This window comes from Escherichia sp. B1147 (assembly GCF_001660175.1).
GTDB lineage: Bacteria > Pseudomonadota > Gammaproteobacteria > Enterobacterales > Enterobacteriaceae > Escherichia > Escherichia whittamii.
The window spans coordinates 225,743-241,083 of sequence record NZ_LFHY01000013.1; the positions used below are offsets into that span (position 1 = coordinate 225,743).

The following is a 15,341-nucleotide window of genomic DNA, read 5'->3' on the forward strand; positions in this document are numbered from 1 at the left end:
TGAAGCCGTTTAACCGTATTATTAAGTATGCACCTTATTTATACGTCAGCGATAATTCACAATCACTTCATTACGCTGCACCTTTAGCGGCGGAATTAACCGCCCACCACCTGGCACTTCCCAGATAAAGCGCAACGGTTCTGCCGCTGGTATATCGGAAAAGGCCACTGTACTCCCGCTCTGCCCGTCTAATTCGACACAACGAGATTGCGAACATAAGCGAACCCGCAGTCCCGCAGGGGTCGGGCCGATAAGCTGATAACGCCATGCCACCAGCGTCATTAATCCTGAAGCAGATTGTCGCGAAGAAAGAGGCGCTGACGACATCGACTCACCACGATGATTCAACGTCACGCCCGCGCTACTTGCCTGCCACATCCCCTCCCCGGCGGCTTGCGCCATCAGCGGAAACAATAACATTGCCAATAAGATTTTCATCATTTACCGCCAATTGTCGCCGTCATTCGGATTTGCCGATTATCAGAGAGTTCGAGATTCGACAGCACCACCAGTTGCGGCAGGCTGCGGCGCAGGAAGCGAGACAATAATGGTCGCAGCGCGTGGTTCACTAACAGTACCGGCGGCGCACCTAACATCTCCTGACGGGACAGCGCTTCCTGAGTCTGCGCCAGTAAACGATCCGCCAGCCCAGGTTCCAGTCCCCCTCCGCCCTGCAACGCCTGTAATAATAAACGTTCCAGCGGCGTGTCGAGGCCAATAACATTAACTTCATCTTTGCCGGGGAACCACTGCTGGGTAATCGCTCGCCCCAACGCCACGCGGACGACGGCGGTTAATTCATGCGGATCGCTCTGAATGGGCGCATGCTCCGCCAGCGTTTCGAGAATGGTGCGCATATCGCGAATCGCTACTTTTTCATCGAGCAGGTTTTGCAGCACTTTATGCAACGTGGTGAGCGTGACGACGCCTGGAACTAAATCTTCCGTCAGCTTTGGCATCTCCTGGGCGACGCGATCCAGCAGTTGTTGCGCCTCCTGGCGACCAAACAACTCTGCGGCATGCTGGCTAATGAGATGGTTAAGATGCGTTGCCACCACCGTGCTGGCCTCAACCACGGTATACCCCTGAATCTGCGCTTGTTCTTTCAGCGCACTTTCGATCCAGATAGCATTCAGACCAAATGCCGGATCGACGGTTGCCTCACCAGGTAACGTTCCGGCAGCGGTCCCCGGGTTAATCGCTAACCAGCGCCCCGGATAAGCATCACCACTGCCAATCTCTACACCTTTCATCAAAATACGATAACGTGCTGGTTGCAGATCCATATTGTCGCGAATGTGCACCACCGGCGGCAGGAATCCCATTTCCTGAGCAAATTTCTTGCGAATACTACGAATACGGCCCAACAACTCGCCATCTTGTTGGAAATCAACCATCGGAATCAGTCGATAGCCCACTTCCATTCCCAGGGAATCTTCCAGTTGCACATCATTCCACGTTGCTTCGACTACAGCATTATTCTCCGCCATTTTTACCGGCTTTGGTTCGGCAGGCGCTTTTTGTTCGCGCCCGCGTATCCACCATGCCAGCCCGAGCAATCCCGCCGTGAACAGTAAAAATACCAGGTTCGGCATTCCTGGCACCAGCCCCAGTAAACCGAGCACGGCGGCGCTTAACAACATAACGCTTGGGTTACTGAAAAGCTGATTCACCATCTGCTCACCAACGTCCTGATCGGTGCTGACACGCGTAACGATGACCCCTGCGGCGGTAGAAATTACCAGCGCCGGAATTTGTGCCACCAGGCCGTCACCAATGGTCAATAGCGTATAACTTTCCGCCGCATGCCCCATGCTCATACCATGTTGCAGCACGCCGACCAACAATCCACCGACAACGTTAATGACCATGATGAGGATCCCGGCGATGGCATCGCCACGGACAAACTTACTTGCCCCATCCATTGAGCCATAAAAATCGGCTTCCTGTGTTACTTCGGAACGGCGTTTTTTCGCTTCCTCTTCACCAATCAATCCGGCGTTGAGGTCGGCGTCAATCGCCATCTGCTTACCTGGCATACCATCGAGAACAAAGCGCGCGCCCACTTCCGCGATACGCCCGGCACCTTTGGTAATAACCATAAAGTTGATGATCACGAGGATGACGAACACCACAATACCGATAGCAAAATTGCCGCCAACGAGAAAATGACCAAATGCTTCGACCACCTTCCCTGCCGCCGCCGCGCCGGTATGGCCTTCCATCAAAATGATACGGGTTGAAGCCACGTTAAGTGCCAGACGCAACAGCGTGGTGAACAGCAGGATTGTCGGAAACGCAGCAAACTCGAGCGTACGCTGAGTAAACATCGCCACCAGTAACACCATGATCGACAACGCGATATTAAAGGTAAACAGCAGGTCGAGAATGAATGCGGGCAGTGGCAGCACCATCATCGACAATATCAGCAAGATCAAAATCGGTCCGGCAAGGATCTGCCATTGTGTTGATTTCAGATTTGCGGGCAGGCGCAGCATCGCGGCCAGATTACTCATGGGTCGGTTTCTCGTTGATAAAATCCAGGGCTTCCGGCACCGGAAGATGAGTAGGTTGTACAGGGCGTTGTCCCCCCGCCAGACGCCAGCGTTTCAGTTGCCAGACCCAGGCCAGCACTTCCGCCACGGCGGCATAGAGTTGACCAGGTATTTGTTGACCGATTTCGGCATGTCGATACAGCGCACGCGCCAGCGGCGGCGCTTCGAGAGTCGGGACGTTATTTTCAGCGGCTATTTCACGAATGCGTAATGCCACCAGCCCCACGCCCTTGGCAACGACTTTTGGCGCACTCATTTTGTTTTCGTCGTACTGCAAAGCCACTGAGTAGTGAGTTGGGTTATTGACGATAACGTCCGCTTTCGGCACATCGGCCATCATCCGCCGCCGCGCTGCAGCCCGCTGCATCTGACGAATTCGCCCTTTGACATGGGGGTCGCCTTCGCTTTGTTTGAACTCATCACGAATATCCTGCCGTGACATACGCAGTTTTTTCAGGTGGCTGAAGATTTGGAAAAAGACGTCAAATCCCACCATTGGAATAACGCCTAGCACAACCAGCAGCGCGCATAGCCCGACCAGATCCATAGCGTTTCCCATCGCGGTTATGGGGGACTCCGCCATTAAGCGCATCATCTGCGGCCAGTGGTGCCAGAGATAAAAACCAGTCACACTGCCAACCAGAAGGGATTTCAGTATCGCTTTCAGCAACTCCGCACCAGTTTGTGCCGAAAACATCCGCTTAATGCCTGGTAACGGATTAAGTTTGGAAAACTTTGGCTGCAAGGATTTACCGCTAAATACCAGGCCACCCAGCATCACCGGCGAAATGAGCGCCACCAGCACCACGCCGCTAATCAGTGGCAGCAGTGCCAGCATAGCTTCTCTGATCAGCAGAATAATTTGCCCGAGGATCAGATTCGGGTCCTTGATGATACTGTGATCAAAATGCAATCCCGCGGAGAGCATGCCCGACAATCGACGGGCCAGCGACACACCGCCAAACCAAATAACACACACGCCCACCAACAAAATCAGCAGCGACGTTAACTCACGGGAACGCGGGATTTGCCCCTCTTCCCGCGCTTTTTCAAGTCGGTGAGGTGTGGGGGCTTCTGTTTTGTCGTCGCTCTCGTCAGACACATCGCCAATCCTGGAAAGTGTAATAAGCGTGAATGATGCCAGAGCGAAAAGAGTTCAATGGTTAGAGTAAGAGGTAAAACAGGCGGGATTTATGGCTTTTGCCACCGCACACCAGGCATGGTGACATGTTTGTCGGGTACGGCGTAAACGCCTTATCCGACCTTGAAGAACTGATGTGACGGAGCCGCGTCACATCAGGCAATACAAATCAAAACCCAAGGCTATCCAACAAATCGTCCACCTGATCCTGACTGGCTACCACACCAGCTTTGCTGGTATCAACCTGTGGTCCATTCAGCAAGCTCTGGCTTTCACGCTTTGGACGTGCATCCTGTTCCGGGATATTTTCCAGCAGCACCATTAGCAGCTGGCGTTCAATCTCCTGAATGACATCCATCATCCGCTTAATCACCTGCCCGGTGAGATCCTGAAAATCCTGTGCCATCATGATTTCCAGCAACTGCGCATTGGTAAAACCAGTATGCGTCGGCACATCCGCCAGAAATTGCCGTGTATCGGTCACCAGTTCGCGGGCGTCGGCAAGGTCAATGGGATCGGCAAACCAGTCATCCCAGCGTTGGGTTAACGCTTTTGCTGATTTCTCCATGTGATCCTGATGCGGTTGTGAAGCCTCAACGCTGTTCAGCGCCCGTTCCGCAGCCTGGGCGGTCATCTGCACAACGTAGTACAAACGATCGCGGGCATCGGGGATGGCTTCCGCCGCTTCGGCAATGGCTTGGTCCAGCCCCAGCTCCCGCAGACTGTCGCGCAGCATACGCGTCAGGCTGCCGATGCGCGCAATGATATCGCCAGCTGAATTTTCATCAGCAGGTTTGATTGATGGTTGCATCATAGTCGCATCCTCACATGCCCAGTTTCTCAAAGATTTTGTTGAGTTTTTCCTCCAGCGTCGCGGCGGTAAATGGCTTAACCACGTAGCCACTGGCCCCCGCTTGTGCTGCGGCAATAATGTTTTCTTTCTTCGCTTCCGCAGTCACCATTAACACCGGCAATGCCGACATCGCACCATCAGCACGAATCGTTTTCAGCAATTCCAGGCCGTCCATGTTAGGCATGTTCCAGTCGGAGATAACAAAACCATATCCTCCCGTCTGCAACTTATTGAGAGCATCGGCGCCATCCTCCGCTTCCTCAACATTATTAAATCCAAGCTCTTTCAGCAGGTTACGCACGATGCGCCGCATGGTGGAAAAGTCATCCACAACCAAAAATTTAAGCTCTTTATCCGCCATCTCACACTCCTGATTTAAATACGTATCGCCTGTCCGGCACTGATTTTTGCCAGCATTTGCTGGCTTACCTGGCTAAGATCGACCACTTCGCAGACGCCACCCATATTGATGGCCTCGCGCGGCATGCCGAACACCACGCTGCTTGCTTCGTTTTGCGCAAGAGTCCATGCCCCTGCCTGACGCATTGCTAACATTCCCGCCGCGCCGTCGTTGCCCATGCCCGTCAGGATCACCCCAACAGCATTACGTCCTGCCTGTTTCGCCACAGAATGGAACAACACATCTACCGATGGCCGATGGCGATTAACCGCCGGGCCATCGTGAATTTTGATTTGATAATTCGCGCCGCTACGCGCCAGTTCCATATGCCGATCGCCCGGGGCGATATAGGCATGCCCCGGCAAGACGCGTTCTCCGTCCTCGGCTTCTTTCACGCCGATTTGACACAGCTTATTAAGTCTGTCGGCAAAAGAGCGGGTAAAACCGGGCGGCATATGTTGGGTAATTAACAGTGCCGGGCTGGATAGCGGCAACGGTTGCAATACGTGGCGAATCGCCTCGGTGCCGCCTGTTGAGGCGCCAATCGCAATCAGCTTTTCTGAACTCAACAACGGTCCGGCCTTCAGCGTTGTCGGTGCCGATAACGGTTTATGCGCGGTAAGGCTCGCTCTTGCGGCTGTACGCACCTTTTCAGCAATCATTTCGCTATACGCCAGCATTCCTTCGCGGATCCCCAGTTGCGGTTTGGTGACAAAATCTATCGCCCCCAACTCCAGAGCACGCAGCGTGACTTCAGAACCTTTGCCAGTCAGAGAAGAAACCATCACTACTGGCATTGGTCGCAAACGCATTAATTTTTCGAGGAAATCCAGTCCGTCCATACGCGGCATTTCGACGTCCAGCGTCAGCACATCAGGGTTGAATTTCTTAATCAAATCACGTGCGACCAGCGGATCGGGAGCGGTCGCTACCATTTCCATGTCGCTGTGGCTATTAATGATTTCTGTCATGATCTGGCGCATCAGCGCAGAATCATCGACCGACAACACCCTGATTTTGCTCATCGTTAATCCTTACTTAGCGCATACACCGTCTGTCCACGCAGGATGAAGCTGCGCTCAAGGTGGCTAAAGTTTTCAGAGTGACCCGCAAACAACAATCCGTCGGGTTTAAGCAGCGGAACAAAGCGGCGCAAAATCTCCTGTTGAGTCGTTTGATCGAAGTAGATCATGACGTTACGACAGAAGATCGCATCGAACGGCCCCGGTGCTGCGTACTGTTTCGCTAGCAAATTCAGCGGGGAAAAATCGATATAGTTCGCCAGTGCCTGACGCACACGCACCAGCCCTTGATGCGGCCCCGTGCCGCGCATGAAGTAGCGCTGGAGTTGCTGCGGCGTCAGGTCTTTCAGCTCTTCATGGCGATAAATGCCGCTTCTGGCTTTCTCCAGCACTTCGGTGTCGATATCGCTGGCGAACACTTTCCAGCGTCCGGGCGCGGTGCCCAGCGTGTCCGCCAACGTCATGGCAATGCTGTACGGTTCTTCACCTGTCGATGCCGCCGCACTCCATACGCGATACTCACCAGAACAGCGGCGGGCGTGCTCCGCGAGCAATGGGAAATGATGCCCCTCGCGGAAAAATGCCGTCAGGTTTGTGGTCAGTGAGTTAATAAACGCCTGCCACTCACCGCTGTGCTGATTAGATTCCAGTAAATTCAGATAGTGGCCGAAGTCTGCAAGCCCCAGCGAACGCAAACGACGAACCAGTCGGTTGTAGACCATGTCGCGTTTATGGTCGGCCAGGACTATCCCCGCACGTTGATAGATCAATTGACTTATCCGTCGAAAATGCGCGTCGGAAAGCGCCAGGCGCTCGGTCATCTGTAACAATAAAGACGTTTGCCCGCAGGGCAGAGATGATGTCATAGCGCCTTCTCAGTCACTTCAGGAAACCACTGATTCGCCCGTTGTGCCGTTGCAGCCGCTTCGTCTGCCAGTGCGACGTTTTGTTGCATCACCTGATCCATCTGGCTGAAATGACCGAGTGAGTAAATACTCATCAAAATGTTTCCCAGTTTGGATCTTGTTCAGAAATACGCAGTCGCGGCTGTGCGGGTGGTTGTTCAGTACCAGGACGGGATTGCGGTTTGTTCGTTTGCGAATTGGCAGCCAGACGGAATGTGGAAACGGCTTGCGTTAAACGGCTGGCCTGCTCTTCAAGGGCCGCCGCCGCGGAAGCAGATTCCTGCACCAGCGATGCGTTTTGTTGGGTGACGCGATCCATTTCCGACACCGCCAGCGCCACTTGATCAATGCCGCGACTTTGTTCATCCGATGCCGATGCAATCTCGCCCATAATGTCGGTAACTCGGGTGACGGCATTAACAATATTCGTCATGGTTTCCCCGGCACTTTCTACCAGCACCGAACCGGTATCAACGCGGGAGACGGAGTCTTCAATCAGCGTTTTGATCTCTTTTGCCGCCTGGGCGCTGCGACTGGCGAGATTACGCACTTCGCCCGCCACCACGGCAAAACCACGCCCCTGTTCCCCTGCTCGGGCGGCTTCAACAGCAGCGTTCAGCGCGAGGATATTGGTCTGGAAAGCAATGCCGTCAATAACGCTAATAATGTCGGCAATTTTCTGTGAACTGTCAGCAATTTCGTGCATGGTTTTCACCACGCCGTCCACGACTTTGCCACCATGCTGGGCAGTATCGGAGGCACTTTGCGCCAGTTGTGAGGCTTGACGAGCATTATCGGCGTTCTGTTTCACCGTCGCGGTGAGCTGTTCCATGCTGGCGGCCGTTTCTTCCAGCGCCGATGCCTGCTGTTCAGTACGAGAGGAAAGATCGGTATTACCCGCAGCAATTTCACGTGTACCAGCATAGATAGCGTCAGAACCTTCGCGCACATGGTTGACCGTGTCAGTCAGAGAGCGCTGCATATGTGAAACGCTCTGTGCCAGGTCGCCCATTTCACTTCGTCCGGCAATGCTGAGGGTATTTGCCAGATTGCCACCAGCAATTTCTCGGATGTGGGAAATGATCTTCGCTAACGGGTTAAGTAGCATGCGACGGATGCCATACCATGCCACCAGCAGAATCAATACCACCACCAACGCGATTACCGCCAGTTGCCACTGGGCAAATCGGTAATCATCCGCGTTGGCATTAACGATATCGCGATACAGTTTTTCACTACTGAGGGCGTACTGGGCAAAGGCTTCGCCCATCGCATTTTGCATTCCCTGGGTTGGCTGAGTGAAATAGGCTCCGGTATTGCCATAATCAAGATAATCAATCAGCTCTGTTAATGCTGTGTGATAGTTTTTATATTTTTCATCGATATTACGACTGGTAGCGACCATTTCAGGTAACGGCGCCATGATTTTGAATTTTTTATAATGGATTGCAGCCTGAGCCAATGTTTTCCTGGCGCTATCAAGCAATTCAGCTTTGGCGTTACTTTGTTGATTGGATGAATCCATCATCATCCGCACGGCTGAACGACTCAGGTTAATGCGCGTTTGCAGCATTAAATCCCAGGTTGAGGTCAGCTCGCTCTGCTGTTCCCGTAATTGATTGGAAACGACAAAACTTTTCTGGCTATGGTGAAGAGAAGAAAAAAACAGACTTCCGGAAATAAGCTGTAACAGTGCGAATACCCCCAGCACCATTACCAACAGCGTGACTACGCGGATACGGTTAATCATAAGGCACCTTCCTGAAAACAAGTTGATTTCGTTATCGGCAGGAAGGTGGGAAACTTTATTTCTGATGCCAGTCATGGCGAAATTAAAATAAAAAACCCGATATGCAGGGCATCGGGCTCATTTTATTTGAACACAGCGGGATAAATTATGCGACTTCTGACGCAGCGTTATCCAACAGCGCCATCTCTTCGCTATTCAGCAGCTTTTCGATATTAACCAGAATTAGCATGCGATCGCCCAGCGCGCCCAGGCCCGTGAGGTATTCTGTGGAAAGCGTCACCGCAAATTCCGGCGCCGGGCGAATTTGTTCCGCCGTCAACGAAAGAACATCTGAAACGCCATCTACCACAATGCCGACCACCCTCTGCCCAAGATTCAGAACGATAACCACCGTGTTATCGTTGTACTCCACATCGACCTGGCTGAACTTAATACGCAAGTCGATAATCGGCACAATCACGCCGCGCAGATTAGTGACGCCTTTGATAAACGCTGGCGTATTGGCAATCCGCGTGACCTGATCGTAGCCACGGATCTCCTGCACTTTCAAAATATCTATGCCGTACTCTTCGTCACCGAGAGTAAATACCAGAAACTCCTGGCCTGACGGTTCGCTGGCCAGCTTTGTTACATTTGTCATACCGGTCATATTTATTCCCTTTTTACTCAATCAGGCGGCGGTATTCGCCATACGTTGTTCGCGGTTTATTGCCTGCAAGGCGGAGACATCAACAATCAGTGCCACGCTGCCGTCGCCAAGAATGGTTGCAGCTGAAATTCCAGGGACTTTGCGATAGTTACTTTCAAGGTTTTTAACCACCACCTGATGTTGACCAATTAACTGATCCACCAGCAAGGCATAGCGGCGACCGCCACTTTGCAGAATGACAACAATCCCCTGTGTAGCTTCGGTTTTCGCGCCTGCGACGTTGAACACTTTCCACAGTTCGACGATGGGCAGATATTCACCACGCACTTCCAGTACTCGCTCGCCGCCTGCCAGTGGATGGAGATCGGCTTCAGGAGGTTGTAGTGATTCCATGACGGCGTTCAACGGCAGAATGAAAACTTCATCAGCAACGCGTACGGACATGCCATCGAGGATCGCCAGCGTTAGCGGCAGTAAAATGCGGATTGTAGTGCCAACGCCCTGCTTCGACTGGATTTCAACGTGGCCGCCCATCTCCTGGATGTTACGCTTGACGACATCCATGCCGACGCCGCGCCCGGAGACATCGGTGACCTGCTCCGCCGTGGAAAAACCAGGCGCGAATATCAACATCGCCACTTCGTCGTCAGTCATGTTGTCGCTAACGCTCAGACCTTGCGAGGCGGCTTTTGCCAGAATCCGCTCACGATTAAGCCCAGCACCATCGTCGGTCACTTCGATGCAGATGTTGCCGCCCTGGTGTTCCGCAGACAGAATTAAATTTCCAACGCTATCTTTGCCCGTAGCAAGTCGTTTTTCCGGCAGTTCAATACCGTGGTCGAGGCTATTGCGTACCAGGTGGGTCAGAGGATCGATAATGCGTTCTATCAGACTCTTGTCGAGTTCGGTGGAACTGCCCACCAGCGTCAGTTCCACCTGTTTGCCGAGTTTACCCGCCAGGTCGCGCACCAGCCGGGGATAGCGGCTAAAGACATATTCCATCGGCATCATGCGAATCGACATCACTGATTCCTGCAAATCGCGGGCGTTACGTTGTAACTGCCCCATGCTGGTAATCAAATCCCCATGATTCACCGGGTCCAGTTCACTGGAGCGCTGGGCCAGCATCGACTGAGTAATCACCAGTTCGCCAACGAGGTTAATCAGCTGATCAACCTTTTCAACCGCCACGCGGATGCTGGTAGATTCGCTACCGCGCGGCGGTTTTTCCCGTTCCACACGTCCTGCTGGCGCTTGTTCGGCTGCCAGTTTAAGTACCGGTGGCGTGGATATTTTTGGCGCGGATTCTACTGTTTCAAATGCAATCTGATCGGCCTCAATCACAAAACAGAGCACCGCTTTGATATCATCTTCCGCGATGTCGCCCGGTAATATTGCCGAAAGAGTATCAGCGGCTTTCACCACATCAGTTAACGTTGTCAGATAGCCCAGCTCTTCTTCCAGCAGATCGACTTCTCCCGCCTTCAGGCACGAAAGTAGAATCCGTCGCGGCGACTCACTGTTACTCTGCTCATCTTGCCGTTCACTTTTGGCAACCACACTTAACCGGGTCATGGCGGGTGCCGTTTCGCCTTTCGCTTCTATTGCCAGTTGACGTAAAGCCTGGCAGATATAGTCAAAGCTGGCGGCATCCGGCTCTTGCGACTGTTTATAAGCGTCGAGCTGTTCCTGCATGATGTCCTTCGTTTCCAAAAACAGATTGATAATGTCGGTGTTAAGCAGCATTTCACCGCGTCTGGCTTCGTCGAGCAGGTTTTCCATCAAATGCGTGGTTTCCTGCAATATGCTAAAGCCAAAGGTTCCTGCCCCTCCTTTGATGGAATGGGCTGCACGAAAGATGGCATTCAACTGTTCGGCATCTGGCGCTTCTGGCTGTAAATTCAGCAGATGCTGCTCCATATCGGCCAACAGTTCGTCCGCTTCATCAAAAAATGTCTGATAAAAATCGCTTATATCCATGCTCACGCTGTCACCTCGGTTCGGCTGATGGCATTGTGGGACTACTGACCTGCGGTGTTATCCCAGGTTTTTCCAGAACGCTTACCGGCTCATTCTGGCTTTCGGCGTTTTCATGCAAAATGGCCTGTTCGGCTTGTTTATTCAGTACCAACAGACTGATTCGACGATTAACGGCATCATCCGGACCGCGATCGCTTAAGCGCATGGTCGCCGCCATGCCGACAACGCGTAAAATTTTGCCGTCAGCCAGGCTCCCCACCATTAGCTCACGGCGCGACGCATTGGCGCGTTCAGTGGAAAGCTCCCAGTTGCTGTAACCTTTCTCACCATTGGCGTAAGGGAAATCATCGGTATGACCTGAAAGGCTTATACGGTTAGGAATACCGTTCAGCACCGGCGCAATGGCGCGCAGAATGTCGCGCATATAGGGCTCGACGTCTGCACTGCCAGTTTTAAACATCGGGCGATTCTGGCTATCAATTATCTGGATACGTAAACCTTCCTGTACCAGATCGATTTTGAGATGCGGACGCATCGCTCGTAGTTTCGGGTCTGATTCAATAAGCTGGTCGAGATCGCCACGCAACTTCCGCAGCCGACTTTGCTCCATGCGTTTTTTCAGCTCTTCAATATTCGGCTGCTTATTCACTTCCCCCTGGCTTTGGGTGAAATCATCACCACCGCCGGGAATTGGGCTTTCGCTATTAGAAATTCGATCGCCGCCCGTTACCGCGGTCGCCAGCGGCGTACGGAAGTATTCCGCAATCTGAATCAGCTCTTTTGGGCTGGAGATGGAGATAAGCCACATCACCAGAAAAAAAGCCATCATCGCGGTCATAAAGTCAGCATAAGCAATCTTCCATGATCCATGTGCTGCCCCGTGGCTTTTCGCTTTGCGTCGTTTGACGACAATAATCGGATGCGCGTGATTCTTCATGCTTCCTCGGTTGTCGTCTGCTGTTGCGGATTTTTCACCGCGCGCACATGCTCTTCCAGTTCAACAAACGACGGACGTTCGCTGGAATAGAGCGTTTTGCGACCAAATTCAACGGCGATGGGCGGTGCGTAACCGTTAAGATTAGAAAGCAGGGTGACTTTTACGCACTGCATCATTTTGCTGGTTTCGGCGCTTTTCTGGCGTAATACCGAGGCCAGCGGTGATATAAAGCCATAAGCTAAAAGAATGCCAAGGAAAGTCCCCACCATCGCATGTGCAATAAGCGCCCCCAGCTCGGCGGCAGGACGGTCGGCTGATCCTAATGCATGCACCACCCCCATTACGGCCGCAACAATACCAAACGCAGGAAGTGAGTCTCCGACCAACGCCAGGCTGTTCGCCGGGACTTCCGCCTCGTTTTCGTGCGTTTCTATCTCTTCGTCCATCAGGGCTTCGATTTCGAAGGTATTCATGTGGCCGCTGATAATCAGGCGCAGATAATCGACGATAAAATCCAGCATAACGGCATCCGCGAGGATGCGCGGATAACTGGCGAAGATCTCGCTCTCTCGCGGATTTTCAATATCGCGTTCCAGCGAGAACATACCCATTTGCCGCGATTTCGCCATCAGGCGGTAAAGCAGTGCCAGCAAATCCATATACATTGCTTTGGTATATTTAGAGCGACGAAACAACAATGGCAGCGCCTTCAGCGTACCTTTGATTGATTTGCCATTATTACCGACGATAAACGACCCAATGCCTGCACCGGCAATAATCACCAGTTCAGCGGGTTGATAGAGTGCTCCAAGGCTTCCACCGGTCATCAAATAACCGCCGAAAACTGTACCGAGAACAACCAGGTAACCTAATAAGATAAGCACGACATCATCCTTCCACTGTTGACCATGACAGGATGTTCAGTCGGCAGACGTTACCTTACGGCTGGAGAAAAATAAGCAGCGGCAATTACTTACCGCTGCTGGAGTGTTTCGCCATACCGTATGGGTTAAACAGCCTGTATTCTCTGTTCATCCAGCAGTTGAGGGATAATATCGGCAGGGTTCTGAGAAAGTTTACGTCTTTTTACGGCGCGCGATGGCGGTTGACATAAGCTGCAGGCAAAACTGCCAACAGGTTGATGAGCATGGGTGATAAAATTACCGCCACAGCAGTTGCAGCTGGATAGTTGTAGTAAATCACTTTCGACAAATCGTACCAAAGTCCAGGCACGCGTTAGCGCCAGCAGCGGTCCGTTTTCTGCTTGTGGACACTGTTCGAGGTATAACCGATAGGCTTTGATTACCGCATCGACGCCATTACATAACCCGGTTTTTAGTAAAAACTGCCATGCATTACAGAACATCGACGCATGGACATTTTGTTCCCAGGTCATAAACCAGTCGGTGGAGAACGGCAACATACCTTTCGGCGGCGGGCTTCCGCGTAGCTCTTTATAGAGCTTGATCAGGCGTCCGCGACTTAATTGTGTTTCGCTTTCCAGCATCTGCAAACGAGCGCCCAGTGTTATCAACTCCATTGCAAGTTGAATATCACGGGCTTCCTGAACAATGCTTTTTTCACTCATGATCAGGCCCTTTTATTTCGTTGTACTTCTTCGGGCTGATTAACATCATTCAACAAACGCGTGGAGAGCATAATACCGGTATGAATTTGCTGGAGATCGTCAACACGGGAATCCTGCGTCAGTTGGTTAATAGTCTGGGGGCTGTCAAAGCGGAATTGACAAATCAGTTGATTGGTTTCGGCCAGTTTAACCATTTGTTGAAGAGTCAGCGTCGCCAGCGTTGTTGCCATTTCTTCATTAATACCGAGACGAAACATGGCGGACGCTTTGTCCTGAACGATCAGACGCTGTGCAAGAAGTAAATATGACAAATTGATGTCATAAATATGTTTCAGCAACTCGGAGGTATGCATTATTCCCACCCAGAATAACTAACTTTATTTTTTATGCGGTATCACCGCACCCCGTGATGTCGCCGGGAAATCCCGGTAAAAAGTAAATAAAAATGGAATAGTAGCGATCAACGAAAAAACACACAGACATCATAAGAGGTGAAACACTTCTTACACAGAGTGATGCTTTTTACACTTATCTAAGATTTTTCCTAATTCGACGCAACTGTACTCGTCACCACTCTGACATACAACGGAGCGGAGCTGCGATTTTCGACAATGTGTGACGCAGATCACACAAAACACTCAATTACTTAACATTAATGTATAAGTCATACTTTTGTTTTGCACATATTTCATTCTGTTAAAAAGTTTTTCAGCTTATCTGTCAGCAAAAATGATGTGGAGGGATAAAATTGAGATATTGCGCACTGTTAATATAAATCACCGTGAATAACCATATGTCTGGCATGGGATAAATATCTTTGATCTCTATAAATCATTTAAAAACAGTTAATTAAATAATACAACGCCATTAAAGAAAAAATAAGACTGCCAACAACCGCAATGTTAATAATGTGTTTCATTAATATTACCCATTTGTTTGATAAGGAAAATAATTTTCCCGACCTCCTCATCATCCCCCGCATGACCATATAGTAACACTACGTCATTAATTAATTATATTTATTAATAATCATGCTAATATTTGCCTTTTTGACAAAGTTGTTATTGCATCTGTACCTCTTTCAGAGTAAAGCTGTTCTCACCTGAAGTTCACAGAATAAGGAGCAGGTTATGGGATATGCCAATATTCTTGTTGCCGTTGCTGTCTCACCAGAAAGCCAGCAACTGTTAGCAAAAGCGGTATCTATCGCCCGTCCCGTTAATGGGCGTATCAGTTTAATCACTCTCGCTTCCGATCCAGAAATGTACAATCAATTAGCCGCGCCGATGCTTGAGGATTTACGCAGTGTGATGCATGAAGAAACACAAAACTTTCTGGACAAATTAATTCAGGATGCTGGATATCCCGTAGAAGAAAAGTTTATAGCTTATGGTGAGTTGAGCGAACATATTCTGGCGGTATGCCGTAAACATAATTTCGATTTGGTGATTTGCGGTAATCATAATCACAGTTTCTTTTCGCGAGCATCCTGCTCGGCGAAAAGTGTAATTGCCTCAAGTGAGGTAGATGTGCTGTTGGTTCCGCTTATGGGAGATTAATC

Annotated in this window: 16 protein-coding genes; 1 reads left to right on the forward strand and 15 read right to left on the reverse strand. The window is 51.1% G+C overall.

What is annotated here, in order from left to right; genetic code table 11:
* Nucleotides 1-45: 45 nt before the first annotated feature.
* From flhe to flhD, 15 genes are all read right to left on the reverse strand, one after another.
* Nucleotides 46-438 carry a flagellar protein FlhE gene (gene flhe / locus A9180_RS13925; RefSeq protein ID WP_064529367.1) on the reverse strand — a complete coding sequence of 131 codons (393 nt, stop codon included), beginning with the start codon at nt 436-438 and terminating at the stop codon, nt 46-48.
* Nucleotides 438-2,516, reverse strand: coding sequence for a flagellar biosynthesis protein FlhA (gene flhA, locus A9180_RS13930; protein WP_064529290.1), 2,079 nt, complete (start codon nt 2,514-2,516; stop codon nt 438-440). The genes flhe and flhA overlap by 1 nt, the downstream gene beginning before the upstream one ends.
* Nucleotides 2,509-3,657, reverse strand: a complete 1,149-nt coding sequence (gene flhB, locus A9180_RS13935; protein WP_064529291.1) for a flagellar biosynthesis protein FlhB — start codon at nt 3,655-3,657, stop codon at nt 2,509-2,511. The genes flhA and flhB overlap by 8 nt, the downstream gene beginning before the upstream one ends.
* Before the next feature lie 208 nt (nt 3,658-3,865).
* Complete coding sequence (gene cheZ, locus A9180_RS13940) at nt 3,866-4,510, reverse strand: protein phosphatase CheZ (protein WP_064529292.1); 645 nt, start codon at nt 4,508-4,510, stop codon at nt 3,866-3,868.
* Nucleotides 4,511-4,520: 10 nt separating this feature from the next.
* Nucleotides 4,521-4,910 (reverse strand): chemotaxis response regulator CheY, encoded by a 390-nt coding sequence (gene cheY / locus A9180_RS13945; protein WP_064529293.1) that lies wholly within the window; start codon nt 4,908-4,910, stop codon nt 4,521-4,523.
* Between the two features lie 14 nt (nt 4,911-4,924).
* Nucleotides 4,925-5,974: a protein-glutamate methylesterase/protein glutamine deamidase gene (gene cheB, locus A9180_RS13950; protein WP_064529294.1), complete on the reverse strand. Its 1,050-nt coding sequence runs from the start codon at nt 5,972-5,974 to the stop codon at nt 4,925-4,927.
* Nucleotides 5,975-5,976: 2 nt separating this feature from the next.
* The gene (gene cheR, locus A9180_RS13955; RefSeq protein ID WP_064529295.1) at nt 5,977-6,837 is read right to left on the reverse strand and encodes a protein-glutamate O-methyltransferase CheR; all 861 of its coding nucleotides are present in this window, start codon (nt 6,835-6,837) and stop codon (nt 5,977-5,979) included.
* Nucleotides 6,834-6,971: a hypothetical protein gene (locus A9180_RS24540; protein ID WP_157945698.1), complete on the reverse strand. Its 138-nt coding sequence runs from the start codon at nt 6,969-6,971 to the stop codon at nt 6,834-6,836. The genes cheR and A9180_RS24540 overlap by 4 nt, the downstream gene beginning before the upstream one ends.
* A complete protein-coding gene (gene tar, locus A9180_RS13960) occupies nt 6,971-8,626 on the reverse strand; it encodes a methyl-accepting chemotaxis protein II (RefSeq protein WP_064529296.1) in 1,656 nt (551 codons plus the stop codon). The genes A9180_RS24540 and tar overlap by 1 nt, the downstream gene beginning before the upstream one ends.
* Before the next feature lie 145 nt (nt 8,627-8,771).
* Entirely contained in the window at nt 8,772-9,275 is a 504-nt protein-coding gene (gene cheW, locus A9180_RS13965; RefSeq protein ID WP_064529297.1) for a chemotaxis protein CheW, read from the reverse strand.
* A 21-nt stretch (nt 9,276-9,296) separates the two neighbouring features.
* Complete coding sequence (gene cheA, locus A9180_RS13970; RefSeq protein ID WP_074399573.1) at nt 9,297-11,261, reverse strand: chemotaxis protein CheA; 1,965 nt, start codon at nt 11,259-11,261, stop codon at nt 9,297-9,299.
* A gap of 4 nt (nt 11,262-11,265) precedes the next feature.
* Nucleotides 11,266-12,192, reverse strand: a complete 927-nt coding sequence (motB, locus tag A9180_RS13975) for a flagellar motor protein MotB (protein WP_064529299.1) — start codon at nt 12,190-12,192, stop codon at nt 11,266-11,268.
* Nucleotides 12,189-13,076: a flagellar motor stator protein MotA gene (gene motA, locus A9180_RS13980; RefSeq protein WP_064529300.1), complete on the reverse strand. Its 888-nt coding sequence runs from the start codon at nt 13,074-13,076 to the stop codon at nt 12,189-12,191. Before motA ends, motB begins: the two co-directional genes overlap by 4 nt.
* Nucleotides 13,077-13,201: 125 nt before the next feature.
* Complete coding sequence (gene flhC, locus A9180_RS13985) at nt 13,202-13,780, reverse strand: flagellar transcriptional regulator FlhC (protein WP_064529301.1); 579 nt, start codon at nt 13,778-13,780, stop codon at nt 13,202-13,204.
* Nucleotides 13,781-13,782: 2 nt separating this feature from the next.
* Nucleotides 13,783-14,133: a flagellar transcriptional regulator FlhD gene (gene flhD, locus A9180_RS13990; protein ID WP_064529302.1), complete on the reverse strand. Its 351-nt coding sequence runs from the start codon at nt 14,131-14,133 to the stop codon at nt 13,783-13,785.
* Between the two features lie 777 nt (nt 14,134-14,910).
* Between flhD and uspC the strand changes: the two genes are divergently transcribed.
* Nucleotides 14,911-15,339 carry a universal stress protein UspC gene (gene uspC, locus A9180_RS13995; RefSeq protein WP_064529303.1) on the forward strand — a complete coding sequence of 143 codons (429 nt, stop codon included), beginning with the start codon at nt 14,911-14,913 and terminating at the stop codon, nt 15,337-15,339.
* The last annotated feature ends 2 nt before the right edge of the window (nt 15,340-15,341 follow it).